General features: G+C 45.2%; 12 protein-coding genes and 1 pseudogene. 2 read left to right on the top strand and 11 right to left on the bottom strand.

Annotated features, from left to right (window positions below):
* Positions 1–17 precede the first annotated feature (17 nt).
* The 3 genes from AC58QO_RS01980 to AC58QO_RS01970 all read right to left on the bottom strand — a co-directional run bounded on the left by AC58QO_RS01980 (position 18) and on the right by AC58QO_RS01970 (position 3,327).
* Entirely contained in the window at positions 18–1,400 is a 1,383-nt protein-coding gene (locus AC58QO_RS01980; RefSeq protein ID WP_497263572.1) for an extracellular solute-binding protein, read from the bottom strand.
* 112 nt (positions 1,401–1,512) lie between these two features.
* A complete protein-coding gene (locus AC58QO_RS01975) occupies positions 1,513–2,421 on the bottom strand; it encodes a carbohydrate ABC transporter permease (RefSeq protein ID WP_497263570.1) in 909 nt (302 codons plus the stop codon).
* Between the two features lie 18 nt (positions 2,422–2,439).
* Positions 2,440–3,327 carry a carbohydrate ABC transporter permease gene (locus AC58QO_RS01970; protein WP_497263568.1) on the bottom strand — a complete coding sequence of 296 codons (888 nt, stop codon included), beginning with the start codon at positions 3,325–3,327 and terminating at the stop codon, positions 2,440–2,442.
* 240 nt (positions 3,328–3,567) lie between these two features.
* On the opposite strand from AC58QO_RS01970, the gene AC58QO_RS01965 reads away from it, so the two are divergent.
* A complete protein-coding gene (locus AC58QO_RS01965; RefSeq protein WP_497263566.1) occupies positions 3,568–4,224 on the top strand; it encodes a DNA-binding response regulator in 657 nt (218 codons plus the stop codon).
* Between the two features lie 315 nt (positions 4,225–4,539).
* Here the strand turns inward: AC58QO_RS01965 and AC58QO_RS01960 are convergent, their stop codons facing one another.
* The 4 genes from AC58QO_RS01960 to AC58QO_RS01945 form a co-directional block, all read right to left on the bottom strand.
* On the bottom strand, positions 4,540–6,156 hold the full coding sequence (locus AC58QO_RS01960; RefSeq protein ID WP_497263564.1) for a response regulator: 1,617 nt from the start codon (positions 6,154–6,156) through the stop codon (positions 4,540–4,542).
* A 64-nt stretch (positions 6,157–6,220) separates the two neighbouring features.
* Positions 6,221–7,984, bottom strand: a complete 1,764-nt coding sequence (locus tag AC58QO_RS01955) for a cache domain-containing sensor histidine kinase (RefSeq protein ID WP_497263562.1) — start codon at positions 7,982–7,984, stop codon at positions 6,221–6,223.
* A gap of 97 nt (positions 7,985–8,081) precedes the next feature.
* A complete protein-coding gene (locus AC58QO_RS01950; protein ID WP_497263560.1) occupies positions 8,082–9,917 on the bottom strand; it encodes an LTA synthase family protein in 1,836 nt (611 codons plus the stop codon).
* Positions 9,918–9,947: 30 nt separating this feature from the next.
* Positions 9,948–10,403 (bottom strand): CBS domain-containing protein, encoded by a 456-nt coding sequence (locus AC58QO_RS01945; protein ID WP_497263558.1) that lies wholly within the window; start codon positions 10,401–10,403, stop codon positions 9,948–9,950.
* 197 nt (positions 10,404–10,600) lie between these two features.
* On the opposite strand from AC58QO_RS01945, the gene AC58QO_RS01940 reads away from it, so the two are divergent.
* Positions 10,601–11,026, top strand: a complete 426-nt coding sequence (locus AC58QO_RS01940; protein ID WP_497263556.1) for a MarR family winged helix-turn-helix transcriptional regulator — start codon at positions 10,601–10,603, stop codon at positions 11,024–11,026.
* A 182-nt stretch (positions 11,027–11,208) separates the two neighbouring features.
* Here the strand turns inward: AC58QO_RS01940 and AC58QO_RS01935 are convergent, their stop codons facing one another.
* The 4 genes and pseudogenes from AC58QO_RS01935 to AC58QO_RS01920 all read right to left on the bottom strand — a co-directional run bounded on the left by AC58QO_RS01935 (position 11,209) and on the right by AC58QO_RS01920 (position 15,821).
* Positions 11,209–11,979 carry a DeoR/GlpR family DNA-binding transcription regulator gene (locus AC58QO_RS01935; RefSeq protein WP_497263554.1) on the bottom strand — a complete coding sequence of 257 codons (771 nt, stop codon included), beginning with the start codon at positions 11,977–11,979 and terminating at the stop codon, positions 11,209–11,211.
* Positions 11,980–12,079: 100 nt separating this feature from the next.
* Positions 12,080–12,636 (bottom strand): annotated as a pseudogene (locus AC58QO_RS01930) (D-lyxose/D-mannose family sugar isomerase).
* Positions 12,637–12,820: 184 nt separating this feature from the next.
* Positions 12,821–14,284 carry an RICIN domain-containing protein gene (locus tag AC58QO_RS01925; RefSeq protein WP_497263552.1) on the bottom strand — a complete coding sequence of 488 codons (1,464 nt, stop codon included), beginning with the start codon at positions 14,282–14,284 and terminating at the stop codon, positions 12,821–12,823.
* 292 nt (positions 14,285–14,576) lie between these two features.
* Positions 14,577–15,821 (bottom strand): MFS transporter, encoded by a 1,245-nt coding sequence (locus tag AC58QO_RS01920; protein WP_497263550.1) that lies wholly within the window; start codon positions 15,819–15,821, stop codon positions 14,577–14,579.
* Position 15,822: the final 1 nt, after the last annotated feature.

Raw genomic sequence — 15,822 nt, 5'->3', positions numbered from 1 at the left:
TTGATGATTCCGCTATATTACTTCTGCTGCTTTTTCCATTCTTCGAACTTGGTTTGAATTTCGTCCAGCTTCTGCTGAATTTTTACATCATCTTTCCCTTGGACCGCTAATGTAATGATATCGTTAATGCCAGGACGGTAGCCGGTTCCCATAAATGGCGTAGGGTCATGATTGACTGCACCTTTCGACACGACCTCCATAAATTTAGCTGCATAGGGGTTATCATTCATGAAATTCACAGTTTTCAAAGAAGGAATATTGCTGAAATTCTTATAGCTGAACTCTTGCCCTGCTGGACCCGCTAGAAACTTAGCCAACTCCCAGGATGCATCGAAATTCTCAGTATTCTTAGCAATTGCCCAACCGAGGTTGCTGCCAAAATAAGCTCTGTCATTGTCATAACGTACGCCTCTTGTAAGAACGAAACGGTCTGTTAGCTTATTCGAAACGGCAGGATTCATTACAACCGGTTGCGCATACAGATAGATGGCTGCATTGTTCTTCTCAGTTCCCCAGTTTTCTTTGCCGTTACCAGTTATGAATCCCGGGTGTGCCGCCGATTTAATTAGATCAATTTCTTTGTCTAGTGCTGATTTAATAGCTGGAGAGTTAAAGGAAACCTTGGATTCCTTATATGATGCTGGGTATTGAACAGCCGGCGTCGGGAAATCTTTCTCAGCAAGGAAATAATTCGTCAGCAGATACAGCTGCCAGCTGCCATCGACGTAGATGCCATAGGTTTGTTCGCCCGTTTTTGGATTTTTGCCAGTCAGCTTCTTGGCTTTCTCCACAATTTCAGCCATCGTCGGATTCTCTGATAATGGCGCTACGCCGAAGTCTTCGAACAACTTCTTATCATAGGCAACGGTGGCCGAGTCCAACTGGCCTGGCAAGGCGATAATTTCATTGTCCGCAGGATCCCAAGTTCTCGTCGGTGATTTGAAAGCGCTGTCAACGTAAAGATCTGTCAGCTTTTCCTGTTCCACGTACTTACGAAGCGGCATGAGCAAGCCCTGTCTGTAGAAATCGATCGGCGGATTTGCTTGCATCACATCTACGCCTTTGGATATCAACAGTGTCTGCTGCTTGGCAATCCGACCGTCGAACGGAATCTCAATAATTTCTACCTTCACCTTCGGGAATTTCTCACTGAATTGCGCGACGAGCTTCTCTGCGCCTTCACGTTTGACGCCTTGCGGAGTAACATTGTCCTTCGCCGTCCAATCCGGTCCGATAATGCCAAGCTTGACGGTTCCGGTGATCTCTTTCTTCGCCTCCACCTTCGGCGTGTCCGCCGGTTTGTCTACCGGCTTCGTCGCCTCTGGTTCCCCTGAACAGCCGGATAACATCACTGATGCTGCAATAAATACGCTGAATCCACCGAGCGCCCATTTCTTCATCTTTGTCCCATCTCCCTTTTAAAGTTCGTTCCAAGGCCAATATAGGATCGGAATACTTTCCTTCCGCTGATCCTCAAGTAAGTGGGTAACTCGTTACGCGAGGCGTGAAGACTTAGCCTTTTACACCTGCAGAGGCGACACTTTGGATAATATACTTCTGGAAAAGCAAGTAGATCATCAGTACGGGAGCAATCATGTATACAGAGGCTGTCATTGTTAATCCAGGTGAGGTGCTCATCGATTTTTGCGCGGACAAAAAAATGCTCATTCCGATCTGCAGCGTATATTTATCAGGGCTGTTCAATAACAGAAGCGGCCAGAGCAGATCGTTCCATGAATTCAGAAACTGTAGAATCACGAGCGTGGAAACAACCGGCATACAAAGCGGCACATAAATTCTCGAGAAAATGTAAAATTCGCCGGCCCCATCCACCTTCGCCGCTTCGCGGAATGCAGAAGGCACCGTATCGAAATACTGCTTCGCCAAGAAGGTCCCGAACGAGTAACAAATCGAATATAAATACAAGCTCCAATAGGAGTTGAGTAAGCCCAACTTGTTGAACATGACGAATACCGGCACAATCGCTGCCTCCCCAGGTATCATAAGCGTTGCCAAGGCGAGGAAAAATACGATTTTCGCACCTTTAAAAGGAATTTTCGATATCGCATAGCCCGATGCTACCGCTGAACTGACGCTGAATAGGATCGTTCCTGCGGTTACCATAATCGAGTTGCTGTAAAGATTAATAATATCGAGACTCTTCCAAGCGCTTACATAGTTATTAAATCCAAAATGCTCCGGAATAAATGTAAACGGGGTTGGCACACTGTTATAGGCATCTAGATTGAAACTGATCGAAGACATCCATAATAGCGGAAACAATAACACGAGTGCTGCCACAGACAAAAGCAAGTGAAACACGGCTTTTTCCCCATTTAACCTTTTTTTATAGCTTGTTAATTTCTGATCCTTCACCGTGACCCTGCTATCCGCATTAGAAATTGTTTTCGTCGTCTTCAACGTGTTCACTTCCTCTATCTAGGAACTCTTGCCGACTAACTTAAGATTAATTAAGGTGACGATCATAATCATGATGAAAACGACAATGGATACTGCGGCAGCCGTTCCGAACTGAAACGATTCGAAGCCGAATCTGTATAAATACAACAGCAGCGTGCTTAACGATCCGCCTGGTGTACCATCGACACCGCCAATGACGAAGACATCGGCGAATCTTTTCAAGCCCCAAATGCAGGACATAATAAACAAAAATACGATAATAGGTCGCAGAGATGGAATCACGATATACATCCATTCTTGAAATCTGTTCGTTCCATCCACCTTGCCTGCTTCGATCATCTCTTGCGAAATCGTCTGAAGTCCCGTGAGGAAAATCAGCATCACAAATCCAGTTCCATGCCATAGACCTAGTAATACTAGCGACAGCCGAGAGGTATCCGTATGTGAAAACCATTTTAGCGGCTCAATACCTACTATACCTAGCACTTGATTAACAGGACCGATTTCCGTTGGATACATAATAACCGTGAATATCATGCCTGTGGCAACAATCGAGACAATATAGGGTACGAAGAATAATGATTTATATATGTTTTTCCCCTTACCTATGGAATGAATAAGAATTGAAATGATGAACCCGACCGGAATCCACACCATGCCGATGACAAGAAACCAGATCGTATTGCGAAAAGCTTTCCAAAACAAGGAATCATGAAAAATATACGTATAATTGGCTAAACCGACCCAGTGACCGCTGACTCCATTATGGTTTTGAAAGCTCATGAGAAATACCTGGACCAAAGGGTAAAAAACGAAAACAGCCATGCCGGCCAGCATCGGTAACACAAACAGATAACCAGCCAAATCTTCTTTGGTCAACCAACTTGTCTTGCGCGCCCGTCTCACCTCGTATACTCTCCTCCAATCCTTCTGTTGGTCTCTATTTAAGTATCTTTATCTTACCGCACGGCATTTTGGGCAGAAACCTCAATACTTTACTGTTTTTTATACTTTTTATCTCTCGTGACAAAATGATTTCTTTCGGCTATAGTAGGCAGTACATATCGTTGCGCGTGAAGCACACCGCTCCTTCCCTAGTCTGGGATGGTGCGGTGTTTTTTGTCTCAACGGAGGAGGAGAATGTACATGGAACTTTATGAGCTTTGGTTGGCAAAACAGAGGATGAATCGTAACGGTGAGGTTCTCCGTCGATTAAACGAAGGACATGCCCACAATGAGAAGCTGTTTGCACAAGACATCTGGCTGCCTGCTGTCGGCAGCTTAGACTTTCTGCATGCGGAGTACGAAGTCACGAATTATCGGGACGGTGTCTTCTATTTGGATTCCGCCTACATCAGGCCTCCCTATCTGATCAATTGGGAAGTCGATGATTTCAGCTCGCATGCCAAAAATGTGACCCGGCGCAGCTTTGACTATGAGCGCGAACGACAAAACCAATTGATGCTGGACGGCTGGCACATTTACCGCTTCCCGCTGGATGCCATCAAAGAGAAGCCCAGGCGCTGTCAGCAGCTCATCCAGCAAGTGTTAGGCAAACTGTACGGTGGCGGCGTAAACGTGGCTATGAATCTTCCATTAAAGCAGCGGGAAATTATCCGGTTCGCCACTCAAGTTCAGAGACCGTTCGCGCCGCACGAGGTATGTGAGCTGCTTGCCATTAAGGGGCAGCATGCGCGGAAATTGCTGCATGAATTGGTCCAAGCCGAGCTGCTGCTTGCTGCATCGGGCTCGGATCGTATTCGTTCCTACAGACTTGGCCCCAAGGCTGTGCAGCGGGCTTGAATAGCGTTATCCCATAACGCTATTCAGCTCCAATAGACTCTCTGCTGCACAATAACGTTACGCGGTAACGCTAATCGCTCCAAAAGTTGCTGTTTCCTCCGGGTTTCAACACTTTAGCGTTACACTATTACTCTATTTTCAGTGAATATGAGAAAAAGCCCGAGATAAGATGATGCCATCACCTTATCTCGAGCCCTCTAGCTCTCGAGCTCTCTTGCTCTCTTGCTCTCTAGCTCTCGAGCCGCCATACGTCGTGCGTCCGCGCCAATCCAGTCTATCACTTGTCGTGTTGTAGCTATCCGCGCCCTGCCAAACTCATTTGCCTCTATACTCTGTAGGCGTCAGCCCTACCATGCTCTTAAATATTTTACTGAAGTAATAAATATTCTTATAACCTACCTTATCGGCGACTTCGTACACTTTCAAGTCGGATTCCTTGATCAGCAGCTTCGCCTGCTCCATTCTGACATGCGTCACATACTCAGAAAACCCCTGATTCATGACGCTTTTAAAGACGAGGCTGCAATAGTTAGGGGACAGATTCACCTTCAAGGCCAAATCGTCTAACGTGATGTCTTGGTTGTAATGCTCCTTAATATAGTCAACCATTCTCTCCACGAAATGCTTGTGTTTGGAACGGTTCCGGTACGTTAACGAATCCAACAGCTGCGCATACAGCTCCGAAAACCATAGCTTGACTTGCAACATATGCTCAAACTGACGCAATTGGAGGCTTATTTCTTCTTTTTGATAAAACACATCTTCAATCCGCTCACCCATCTCGATCAGGGTAATGTTGGTCAGCATCAAGCACTTTTCTAAGATGCCATACACCTCATCTGGATCATATCGGCGGTTATCCAGCAAGGCAAACAAATCATTCACGGCCACATTGACTTGTGGGTAGCTTTGCAGGCGGATGCCTTCTATTAGCTGCTTCTGCATGTCCAGCCAAGCAACGGGCACTTGTTCAGGTTTATGTAGATCTCTATAGAACAGAATGCCTGGTGCTTCTTGAAATAGCGCATATTTCGCGACTGTGCGTACATTCCGGTAAGAGCCAGGGACCTCATGCAAGTTGTCACAAGCGTCTCCCACACTAATGTGAAGATTCAGTTTCAGATATTGATTAACTTTATGATGAATATCCTCCAATACATAAGTAAGTTGATCAGGTCTGCCGTGTTCTTCGTCATATTGCATAATGACCGGCCAGCTATCCTTGACATACTCCGGATATATGCTGCGAATTCCCGCTGCTTCCAAACATTCCGTCACAATGTTGGCGACTGCAAATTTGGCAAGCTGCAGATTCTCTTCAAAGTGAAACCAACGTGGCGGCACTTCGCGGTTCAGTTTGTTCACTAATGAGAACAACACGACTTGGTACTTAGCCGCCGGCCAATCTATTCCGACAAAGGATAACTTACTGATCAGCTCGTCCAAAGCGCCATATCTGCCCCGCAGCCAGTCCTCGATCACGCTGATCTTCAGCACGGGCATGCTCTGATTTAACTTCTGAATTAACCGCTGCTCATACGTCTTGCGTTCCAGTTCCTGGTCCAGCTTTTCTTTTACTTTGCCGAGTGATTTCGTCAACGCTTCGATTTCAATCGGCTTCAGCAAATACTCGAGCACATCTTGAGATACAGCTTTCCGGGCATATTCGAACTCATCATAACCCGTCGTAATGATGATTGTGATATCCCTGTGAGTTTCCCTCAGATGCTCAATCATCGTTAACCCGTCCATCACCGGCATCCGAATATCCGTGATGATCACATCAATGAAGCCTGTTCCAAGCTTCCTTAAGGCTTCCTCACCATTCTTGGCCGTGGCCGCAATTTGGAAACCCATTTCATGCCAATCCACACAATTTTCCATAATACGCAGCACCAATTCTTCGTCGTCCACCAACAAGACCGAATACATATACTCCCCACCTTCCTTACGCATTTCGTTAGCAACGTTCTGCACAGCAAAGCAGCATAAACCTCTATTGAGGCAAATGTTTCATTCGGACGGTAACAACCGTTCCTCCTTCAGGTCGGTTCTGGTAGGATAGCCCGCAGTCCTTGCCGTAGTAAAGGCGAATACGCTGTTGGATATTGGAAACACCATATCCCTTGGAGGGCACTTCACCATTCAGTCTCCGGTTCATCGTTTCCACATCCACACCTGTTCCGTCGTCACGGATACGGAACAAGAGATATTCACCCTCCAAGATGGCTTCAATCCAAAGGGTTCCCCTGCCTTCACGAAGATTAAAGCCGTGTTCAATGCTGTTTTCCACCAATGGCTGCAGGATTAGCTTCAAGCAGGTCATCGCGTACAGCTGCTCGTCTACTTTCTCATGTATACTCAGCTTATTCCCGTGTCTGATTTGTTGGATCTCGAGATAGCAGTAAAGATGCTCCAGCTCCTTACCTATCTCAATAAATTCTTTGCCTTGGTTCAAGCTTAGGCGGAACAGTTTGGATAAGGCAACGACCATTTTACTGATCGGTTGAGCCTTATATTCAACTGCCATCCAGTTAATCGCATTCAGCGTATTGTAAAGAAAATGCGGGTTGATCTGAGCCTGCAGCGCTTTCAACTCCGATTCATGCAGTCGCTTCTGCTCCTTCTCCAACATATCCATCATATTTTGGAGGTTACCCACCATTTTATTATACTGCCGCTCCAGCAAACCGAATTCACCATAGGAGTCAGCAGACACCTGCACCTGCAAATCCCCTCTTTCTACCAACCTCATGGAGCGGATCAGCCTTTTGATCGGGGAAGATAAGGTACGAGAGAACACAAGCGCCGTCAATAAGGCCAAGAGGAACGTACAGATGGAAACAATCACAACAATATGTTTAACCGAATCCAGCTTGCTGCTGACCTCACTCCAAGGAACAAGCTGCACAATATACCATTTCTGATGATAGAGCTGAGTCTTATTGAACAAATAGTGCACACCGTTATATTGGATCTCCTTCGTTTCGCTGCCTGCTTCCTCTTCACTGGCTTGAAGCAACAGCTGGAGCGATGTGCCGATCCTTGGGGTATCTATATGAGACAAAACTGTCCCTGTATGCGTGACGACATAAATATCATTGCCTTCCAGAATCGATTGATAAGAATTGGCCAAAAAACTAGGCTTCAGCTTTATCACAACCGTACCCAAATGTTGAAAATCCGAAGAAAAGATATTTTGAACATAGCAGATGAATGTGTCCTGCAGCAGCCAAATCGGTTCGCCAATCGCATAACTGCGGCTGTTCAACAACTCTTCTGGTATCGCAATCGATTGCTGCAAGCTTACATTCATATCTTGGAGATTAGATAGAGGGTAGACTAAGGTTGTACCCAACCTGCCAAAAACCTGAATCGATTGGATAACATCCACTTTACTCCCGAATACAACAGGAAAAATATCAGTTATAAATTTACGCTCATAAATATATTTCGTATATTCATTATTCAAAGATGACGTATCTTGAAGTATGCCTATCAAATCTTTATTGGTCACGATGCCATAATTCAGATTGATCATTTCACCCATTTGATAATCCAAATTCCGAGCTGTCTGTGAAAGCGATTTCATTGAAAACTTGCCAACATCCTCAATGATCGTTTTTTTCATATAAATGAAGCTCAACCCGCTGATAATCAGTACCGGAATCGTAAACAGCAGCAGATAGCTGATGAACAACTGATAGCTGAACGGCATTTTGGACAATTTCGAGCGGAGCGTTTTCATGGCTAGGGGCATGGGCAGTCTCCTTTGAAAAGGATCAATTACCTATTTCTTCTATCATAGCATGAAAAAAAAGCCTTGCGACATGATCGCAAGACTTTACTCACATCTTTTATTCGGGCTCCACGCGATCTGGCAGTTGGGAAACATAACTATCCGATAACTGAAGCAGCTTCAAGGCATGATTAAACTCATCTTCGGTTGCCGATTGATGTTCATTGGCATTGCCGGCAAGCGTGAAATAGTTGCCATCCTCAAACCCTTTTCCAGACATGAAGAGCTCTTCGCTATTTACAAATGAGCCCGTAGGCAAGTAGTACCGTTGTGGCAACAGGTTGTAGGACGTTTGGTTAAGCAAATCTTGACCAAAATGAATGTAGTCTGTCAGCGGCACACCTAATAGGTTGGCAACCGTTGGCAATATATCGACTTGACCGCCGAGCTGCATTTGAACTTGAGAGGTGGTCACCCCTTCGGCAGCGATAATAAGAGGAATGTTAATGAGTTCTTTTTCGCCGTATTCATGACCTAATATCTCGTTCATTAATGCTTTGTCGTCAGCTTTCAGTGAAAATAAGGGAAGGCCGCGGTGATCTCCATAGAGAACAACGACGCTATTCTCCCATATTCCCCTTCTCTTCAAATCATTGATAAATAAGCCAAGTGCATAGTCCGCATAGTTTTCTGCGCGAATGTAGTCGCCTACGAAGGTACCTTCATACCGCTCAGGCAGGGTCATCTTATATTTTTCTTCCGGAATCGTAAAAGGGTTATGAGAGCTCATGGAGATCACGTGCGTGTAAAAAGGTGTTCCTTGCCTCTGATACGTCGCTAATTCTTCCGCTGTCTTTCTGTACAGTACTTCATCCGATGAGCCATAGAAGAAGGCATCCTCGTCTTTGAAATATTGTTTATCATAATACCGATCATAACCAATGGCCTGATATAAATCATCCCGATTCCAGAATCCAACTTCATTCGTGTGGAAATTCATCGTCGTGTATCCTTGCTTCTGAAGGAGCTTTGGAAGGCTTGGTAAGTCCTTCTTCCCATAGACTTGCGTAGCAGCGCCATCTGGCGGTACATAATAGGACGTATTCACGATAAATTCAGCGTCCGACGTATTCCCTTGACCAATTTGCTGATAAAATTTCGGGAAATAATAGCTCGATTTGACCAATTGATTCAAATTTGGCGTGACTTCAGTTCCGTCTATGTGCAAGTTGATTAGAAAATTTTGAAAGGATTCCATTTGAATAATAATCAAATTTTTACCCTTGGCTGCCCCAAATTGAACGGGTGCTACGACCGCCGTTTTATTCTTCAAAGCATCGATGGTTGGCTGCGTGATTTGATCGGAGCTGATGATCTCTTCTTTTTTTTGAGAAAGCAGGTTATACATCTCATAATTTAATATGCCCATCTTACTTGCTTTTACATTTTCATTAAAAGAACTGCGATTAGGAATGACACTAAGTGCGCAAAGTAATAAGGAGAAGCATGCGACACTAGCAACTATTTTCATACTAAGCGGCTTCCATTCTCTCGACTTCGGCTTGAAGAACGCAAAGAAGCTCACCACCACGATGTCCAGGAAGAAAAGCAAATATTGAGGCTCAATCACAGAGAAAATGCTCTTCTTGACTGCACCGACCTGCTTAGCTTGCGTTAAAACATGATACGTAGCGATAACACCAAAATGCTTATAATAAATAACAAGTGCAAAAAACAAAATCGTAATAATCAAGTCAATAGCTAGATACCATGCGAGCTTATGCTTTTTAACAACATACTCAACGACGCAATAAGTGATCAAAACCGCTGGGATTTCAGTCAGGAGTATTCTTGCGGATGGGCCTGTTTCAAATAAAATCATCCATGCCACATAAATTTTAATTACGATAAATAATGGAAATAAAAATAATCTATGTCTGAGCCGTTCCAACATACAGAGAGCTCCTTTCGTTAAGCACATTTTTCACAAAATAGACTGAAAAGCATGCCGGATCACATCGCCCCTGCTTATGATGCCGACAAGCACGCCTCTTTTGAGAACTGGCAGTTTTTTAATTCGTTTTTTTCCCAAGATCGCCGCGATTTGCTCAATATCCTCTTCAGCGTCTACAGCAATTACTTTCTTTTGAGCTATTTTCATTACATTTAAAGGAAGCAAATTGCGCACTCTATCTTGAAACTCCTCATTATCTCCCTTAATGACAGCCGTATAGAGATACGAACCAAATATATGATCATCATGCTTGCCAATATAACGCATAATATCTCCGTCACTGATGTAAGCAACGACTTCATTGCGATCATTAACAACGGGAAGCCCGCTGATGCGATGCAAAATAAACTTCTCAATGACAGCGCGGACACTATCCTCTTCTTTTACTTTATAAACTTGACGAACCATAATTTCCATTGCCTTCATGATGTTTTCTCTCCCGTCTACTCTCGCTTCTCTCAAACAAGAAGTATGATGACATCATATACTTGCATTATACAACTATGTGAGGTGAAGTCAATCATAAGCTCTTGTTATTTGCGCTATGTTCGATGATATTCAAATCATTCTGTGTATGTTACGATAACGTAGGAATAAAATGAAATCGCCTATAGATGAGGTACATGATGACAAAAAATCCTGTTGAAACCATTGAGATCGAATTAACCATATTTATTCGCCGATTTATCGCGGCAACCACCAATAAGAAAGTCGGCAATTTGGATCGCGCTGCTTATCTGTTGCTTTACCAAATCTCTTCTCACGGTTCCGCTGGCGTGAAAGCTTTGGCTGAAGAATTCCAACTGGATATGTCAACAATCAGCCGACAGACTGCCGCATTGGAACAAAAAGGCTACGTGTACCGGATTCCCGATCCCCAAGATGGCCGCGCCTACTCGCTTCAGATTACAGAGTCCGGATTGGCGGAATTAGCTTTGAATAAGCAAGCCCGTTTGGCGTATCTTGCTAAGCATCTCCAAGATTGGACTTCCGAAGATCAACAAAGGTTCGGTGAACTTCTGAATAAGTTCAACTCCACGTTCCTATAGAATGACGCTGAACAATGTACTATCCTCTTACGTGAAACAATTACATTGGTTTCCACAATTTTCAAATTAGATTTATCTCTGTGCAGCTTGATCACTCCAGCTACGCAAAAAGGGCTGCCTTAAGTAGAAACATCTACTTTAAGGCAGCCCTTCTCTTTTCTGTTTTGCTTTTGAGCCAATCTTTATCCCGCAACTTCTATCTGTACACTCGCTTCATCGCAGGCTCGAATCAATTCGTCTTCGGGCAGGAGATCCGTCAGAATCCGAGATACATCAGGCAGCGGTGCAAACGAGAATAGCACTTTCGCACCGAATTTCGAATGATCGAGCACGACATTCGTTTCTTCCGACTGACGGATGGCAATTCGTTTAATTTCCGCTTCGTAAATGTTCGAATTGCTGAATCCGTGTTCAACGTTAACGCCAGTCGCACCCAGAAAAATACGATTGAATGCCATCCCCGTCAGTGTTTGGACTGCAACAGGTCCAACTAAGGAAGAGGTTGCCTCAAGCAGCATCCCGCCAGTCATCAGTGTGGGGATCTGTTTACCCGAGAGCTCGGCTGCTACATTCATCGCATTCGTCACGACGGTAATGTTCATCCCCGACGGCAAATACCGTGCAATCTGCAGCGTCGTCGTACCACCGTCGATAAAGATGGATTCCCCAGGACGGACCAGCGCAGCAGCTGCTCGGCCAATCCTCATCTTCTCCTCTGTCAATACGCCTGAGCGTTCTTGCAGGGCAACATCTTTCCCAACGAAAATAGCGCCGCCAAACGTTCTCTTGATAGAACCTGCTTCCTCCAGCTTCTCAAGATCACGTCTGATCGTCATTTCCGTGACCTGAAATGCTTCTTTCAAGTCGGTGATTTTGATTTCCCCTTCTAGGGTAATCCGCTCCAAAATTTGTTGTTGCCTCACATTGAATCCATAATTCATTCCAATCTGCATAACGAACGGCCTCCCGCCGGATTTTCCACTTCATACACTAATCTTATTTAGCTATTATTATCGCTTGCAGTCAAGCCAAGATCAACTCCAGCTGCATGCTCTATGACTCATCCTCCAGAATGACAGGCATTCTAACAATGTTCGGATCTGTGAAAATATCATGCTCATCACGGCTCGTACTCGAGAACTCGGATACGATTGCGCCTTCCAATCCGCCTTGAAACCAATGCTTGGTTCTGGGAGGAATCGTGTATTGCTCCCCAGGATTTAATTCGATCTCATGGAAAACAGTGTAATAACGTTCACTTCCTGCCGGCACCACGGCCTGTATGCTTGTTGTGGATTCGCCTTCAACATAGAGAAATACTTTCCCCCAGCGGCAGCGGAACGTTTCCATTTTGCCGGATCACCGTTGACAGGCGGATGCACATGCTCGGGACAGGTTTGCCTTGGTAATAGGACAAGCTCCTTAGCACAGTACCGGTCCGTGTTCACGTACGTAATAAGCTCCAGCCCTTGGTTCGCCAAGTCGCCTAAGCCGAATCCAGCGATCTCGATCCCCTCCCGTTCAGCTGGTGTCAGAACGATGCCAACCTGACTGAACAACGCTGCTGTCTGCGCCTGAGCCTGTTTCACTTCACTCCGTCTAAGTGACATTGGTCGATCCCCTCTCCCTATTTTCTTCATGCTCCCAGATACCGTACAGTTCATTCCAGTTCCATCCCGCTTTGTTTGAAATGAACAAAATCTTTTCCTATTGTAAAGGATAAAGCAAAAGAAGCCGCCATATGAAGGCAGCTTCTTCCTACTTCTTACAAGATATAAACTAGCGCGTTCCGATTTAGTTAATCGTCCACTGCTGATTATTGCCGCCATTCCACGTATATTGAATGTTCTGTCCGCCATCCGCTGTAGAGCTTCCACTGATGTCCATAAACTTACGACTATTGCGATTCTCAATGCCATAATAGCCATTTCCGAGATCAACCAGCAGCCATTCTTGATTTTTACCGCCATTACTTGCATATTGAATGTTCGTGGCTCCATCTGCCGTGGATTGACCGTTAATATCCATATATTTGCCGCTTTGTTTGTTTATGATGCTGTAGTAGCCGTTGGCTTTCTTCACGAGTTGCCATCTTTGGTAAAGCGCCGTCGTATCCGTAAATTGCTGGATTGGCGCTGCACTGAGATTTTTATCCGTTCCACTGACAGCCAGTGACTTGTTGCTATTTCGGTTGAGAATTTTATAATTCGTCGTGGTGTTGAAACTGTAATTCGATCCAGAAACAGTGCCAGTCGCTGTATCGATCGTTATTTTATCATAATACGTTAGACTCATGGATGTATTCGAAGGGAACGATATCGGTAGGAAAACGTATCTCGAGTCATTCACGATGCCTCCCCATGCGCCCGCCCATCTATCTCCAATATAAAGATACGAGGTTGTAGAGGTGCCTTGAACAGGGAGAATATAGGCTGGCTGTGAATCAAACGAAGTGCCGTCTCCGACATTACTAAGCGCACTCCATGTACCTGCGATGCTCGATGCTGTCCCATATTTCATTTGATTCGGCGCCCAGCCGGTTGCTCCGGAAGTCACGAGGAAGTAGACGCCATTCCTTTTAAACATCGCCGCCGCTTCACGTTGAGCACCAACCCAAACCTTCTGAACTAAGGAGGCAATGGATCGATAATCGGCAGAAAGCTTGTAAATATGCGTATCTAAGTTCTCTCTGGCTGAAGAAATGAAATACGCGGAACCATCGTCATCCACAAACAAGGTGTCATCACGAGACATGTACTGACCTTGAGGTTGGAAGCTGCCCTGCCATGTGTAGTTGCCATCAACAGTGGAGGAGTAGGCAACTGCTGCTCTTGCTTCGCTGTAATCTACGCCATTTTCTTTATGCATCCACATGACGAATTGCCCAGTAGAGGCATTGTAAATGACTTTTGGCCGCTCAATATTCGCAGTCGCGAGTTCTGGAGCTGAAGAATGCTTGAGTACATTGTTGCGGAATTCCCATGTTTTGAGATCCGTCGAGCGGTAACATGCGACTAAGTTATCACCGCTTCTGTTCTCACCGAACCAGTAGTAATACGATCCTACTTTAATGATCCCCCCGCCATGCGCTTGCAAAAGATTGCCTGCACTATCCTTTATTTGAACGCCATTACTTGGAATGGTAACGCTTGCAGCTTCAGCCTTTTGTGTGGTTAAAAACAATGACATGAATAAAGCAATTATTAATCCGATAACCAGTAACTTCCCTGCGAATTTTTCATTTGAATGTACGTACACGGCTCTCATCCTTTCGTCCTAATCTGGGACAAGCGGTGATGCAATCTTACGTGGCCATCTACTTGATTCATGACTTCCTTAAGTTCACCTCCTCTTGGTCTAACTGAGACTAATGCTATAGGGTTTATGGGCTGTTTCATAGTGAATAATTACAAGTTCTATGAACTAATTGGACTTTTAGATTCCCCACTTTTATCACATTCCTGAACAATTTGCTTGTCCGCTTCGAAAAATGTATCAAGCTCAAAACAAAAGGAGCCACGCTAGGGTTAGCGGGCTCCGAATTATTACTTTAATGCGCACTTTCAACTTCGTCCACGTGCTTCAAATGGTTACGGTTCATCCACAAATAGACGACAGCGACGACGACACATGCACCACCAACGATAAACGGCATATGCGGATTAAACCACTCTGCCAACTTTCCTGCTAGGTAAGGAGCAATCGCCCCACCGATAAAACGCAAGAAGCTGTAAGCCGCCGAAGCAGTTGGTCTTTCAACAGGCGCCGCGTTCATGACGGCCGTTGTGATCAAGGTATTGTTATTGCCAAGAAAAGCACCTGCAATGATGACGGCAGTGATAATAACGGTTTTATCTGTTGTCCAAATGGACATGACAAACAAAGTAGCAGCAAACAAAAGCAATTGAACACACATGGAAGGCACTGTTCCAAAGCGTTTCTGCAGCTTCGGTGCCGTGAAGACAGATGTAAAGGCAAGCATAAGTCCCCAGCCCAAGAATACGTAGCCGAGCTGATGCTCATCCAATCCTAACTTGCCTAGGACTAACGCTGCATATACGAGTAAGGTGAAAAAGCCAAAGTTATAAAGGAAAGCTGCGATTCCGAATGTACGTAGTGCTTTGAATTTCAAAGCGCGGAACGGATCCGCGAGCGATGCCTTCTTTTTGCGAATGACGGTTTGTTGTTTAGGCATAATAAATAGAATCATAAAGAAGGCAATCACCATGAGACCGGCTACGCCGAAAAATGGACCTCTCCAAGAGACAGCACCTAGCTCTCCCCCTAGCAGCGGGCCTACCGAGATCCCCAGACCAACGGCTACTTCGAACAAAATAATAGAACGTGCGACGCCTGTTTTGGACAAAGATACGATTGCTGACAAGGCTGTAGCGACGAATAGCGCGTTTCCAAGTCCCCAGCCCCCACGCAGCCAAACAAGACTCCAAATACTATTGGACATACCACCTAATGCGGAGAAGAGGGCAATGATGATGATACCTGCGAGCAGTGTTTTTTTGATGCCCAGACGGGACGAGACGACGCCAGTGATCAGCATCGCTACAGCCATGACGGCATTATAACTGGTGAATAGCAAGGTGACATCACTATGAGAAGCATGAAGCTTCTTAGCAATAGCGGGCAAGATCGGATCGACGAGACCGAGACCCATGAAAGCAATAATGCTGGCGAAGACGACGGCCCATACCGCTTTCGGTTGACTAAACATACTAACTTTCTGTGCATTCTGATGCTGTGCGGCCGTATTGGCCTTACTCGTAGCTGTTGGTTGCATT

This window comes from Paenibacillus sp. J31R30 (assembly GCF_059692115.1).
The sequence above is the reverse complement of the archived record's forward strand: the minus strand, read 5'-3'. Positions and strand labels throughout refer to the sequence as shown.

Excerpts from the sequence above, each read along its gene's own strand:
- AC58QO_RS01980 (WP_497263572.1), bottom strand. The coding sequence starts at position 1,400 with ATGAAGAAATGGGCGCTCGGTGGATTCAGCGTATTTATTGCAGCATCA.
- AC58QO_RS01965 (WP_497263566.1), top strand. The coding sequence starts at position 3,568 with ATGGAACTTTATGAGCTTTGGTTGGCAAAACAGAGGATGAATCGTAAC.
- AC58QO_RS01960 (WP_497263564.1), bottom strand. The coding sequence starts at position 6,156 with ATGTATTCGGTCTTGTTGGTGGACGACGAAGAATTGGTGCTGCGTATT.
- AC58QO_RS01955 (WP_497263562.1), bottom strand. The coding sequence starts at position 7,984 with ATGCCCCTAGCCATGAAAACGCTCCGCTCGAAATTGTCCAAAATGCCG.
- AC58QO_RS01950 (WP_497263560.1), bottom strand. The coding sequence starts at position 9,917 with ATGTTGGAACGGCTCAGACATAGATTATTTTTATTTCCATTATTTATC.
- AC58QO_RS01945 (WP_497263558.1), bottom strand. The coding sequence starts at position 10,403 with ATGAAGGCAATGGAAATTATGGTTCGTCAAGTTTATAAAGTAAAAGAA.
- AC58QO_RS01940 (WP_497263556.1), top strand. The coding sequence starts at position 10,601 with ATGATGACAAAAAATCCTGTTGAAACCATTGAGATCGAATTAACCATA.
- AC58QO_RS01935 (WP_497263554.1), bottom strand. The coding sequence starts at position 11,979 with ATGCAGATTGGAATGAATTATGGATTCAATGTGAGGCAACAACAAATT.
- AC58QO_RS01920 (WP_497263550.1), bottom strand. The coding sequence starts at position 15,821 with ATGCAACCAACAGCTACGAGTAAGGCCAATACGGCCGCACAGCATCAG.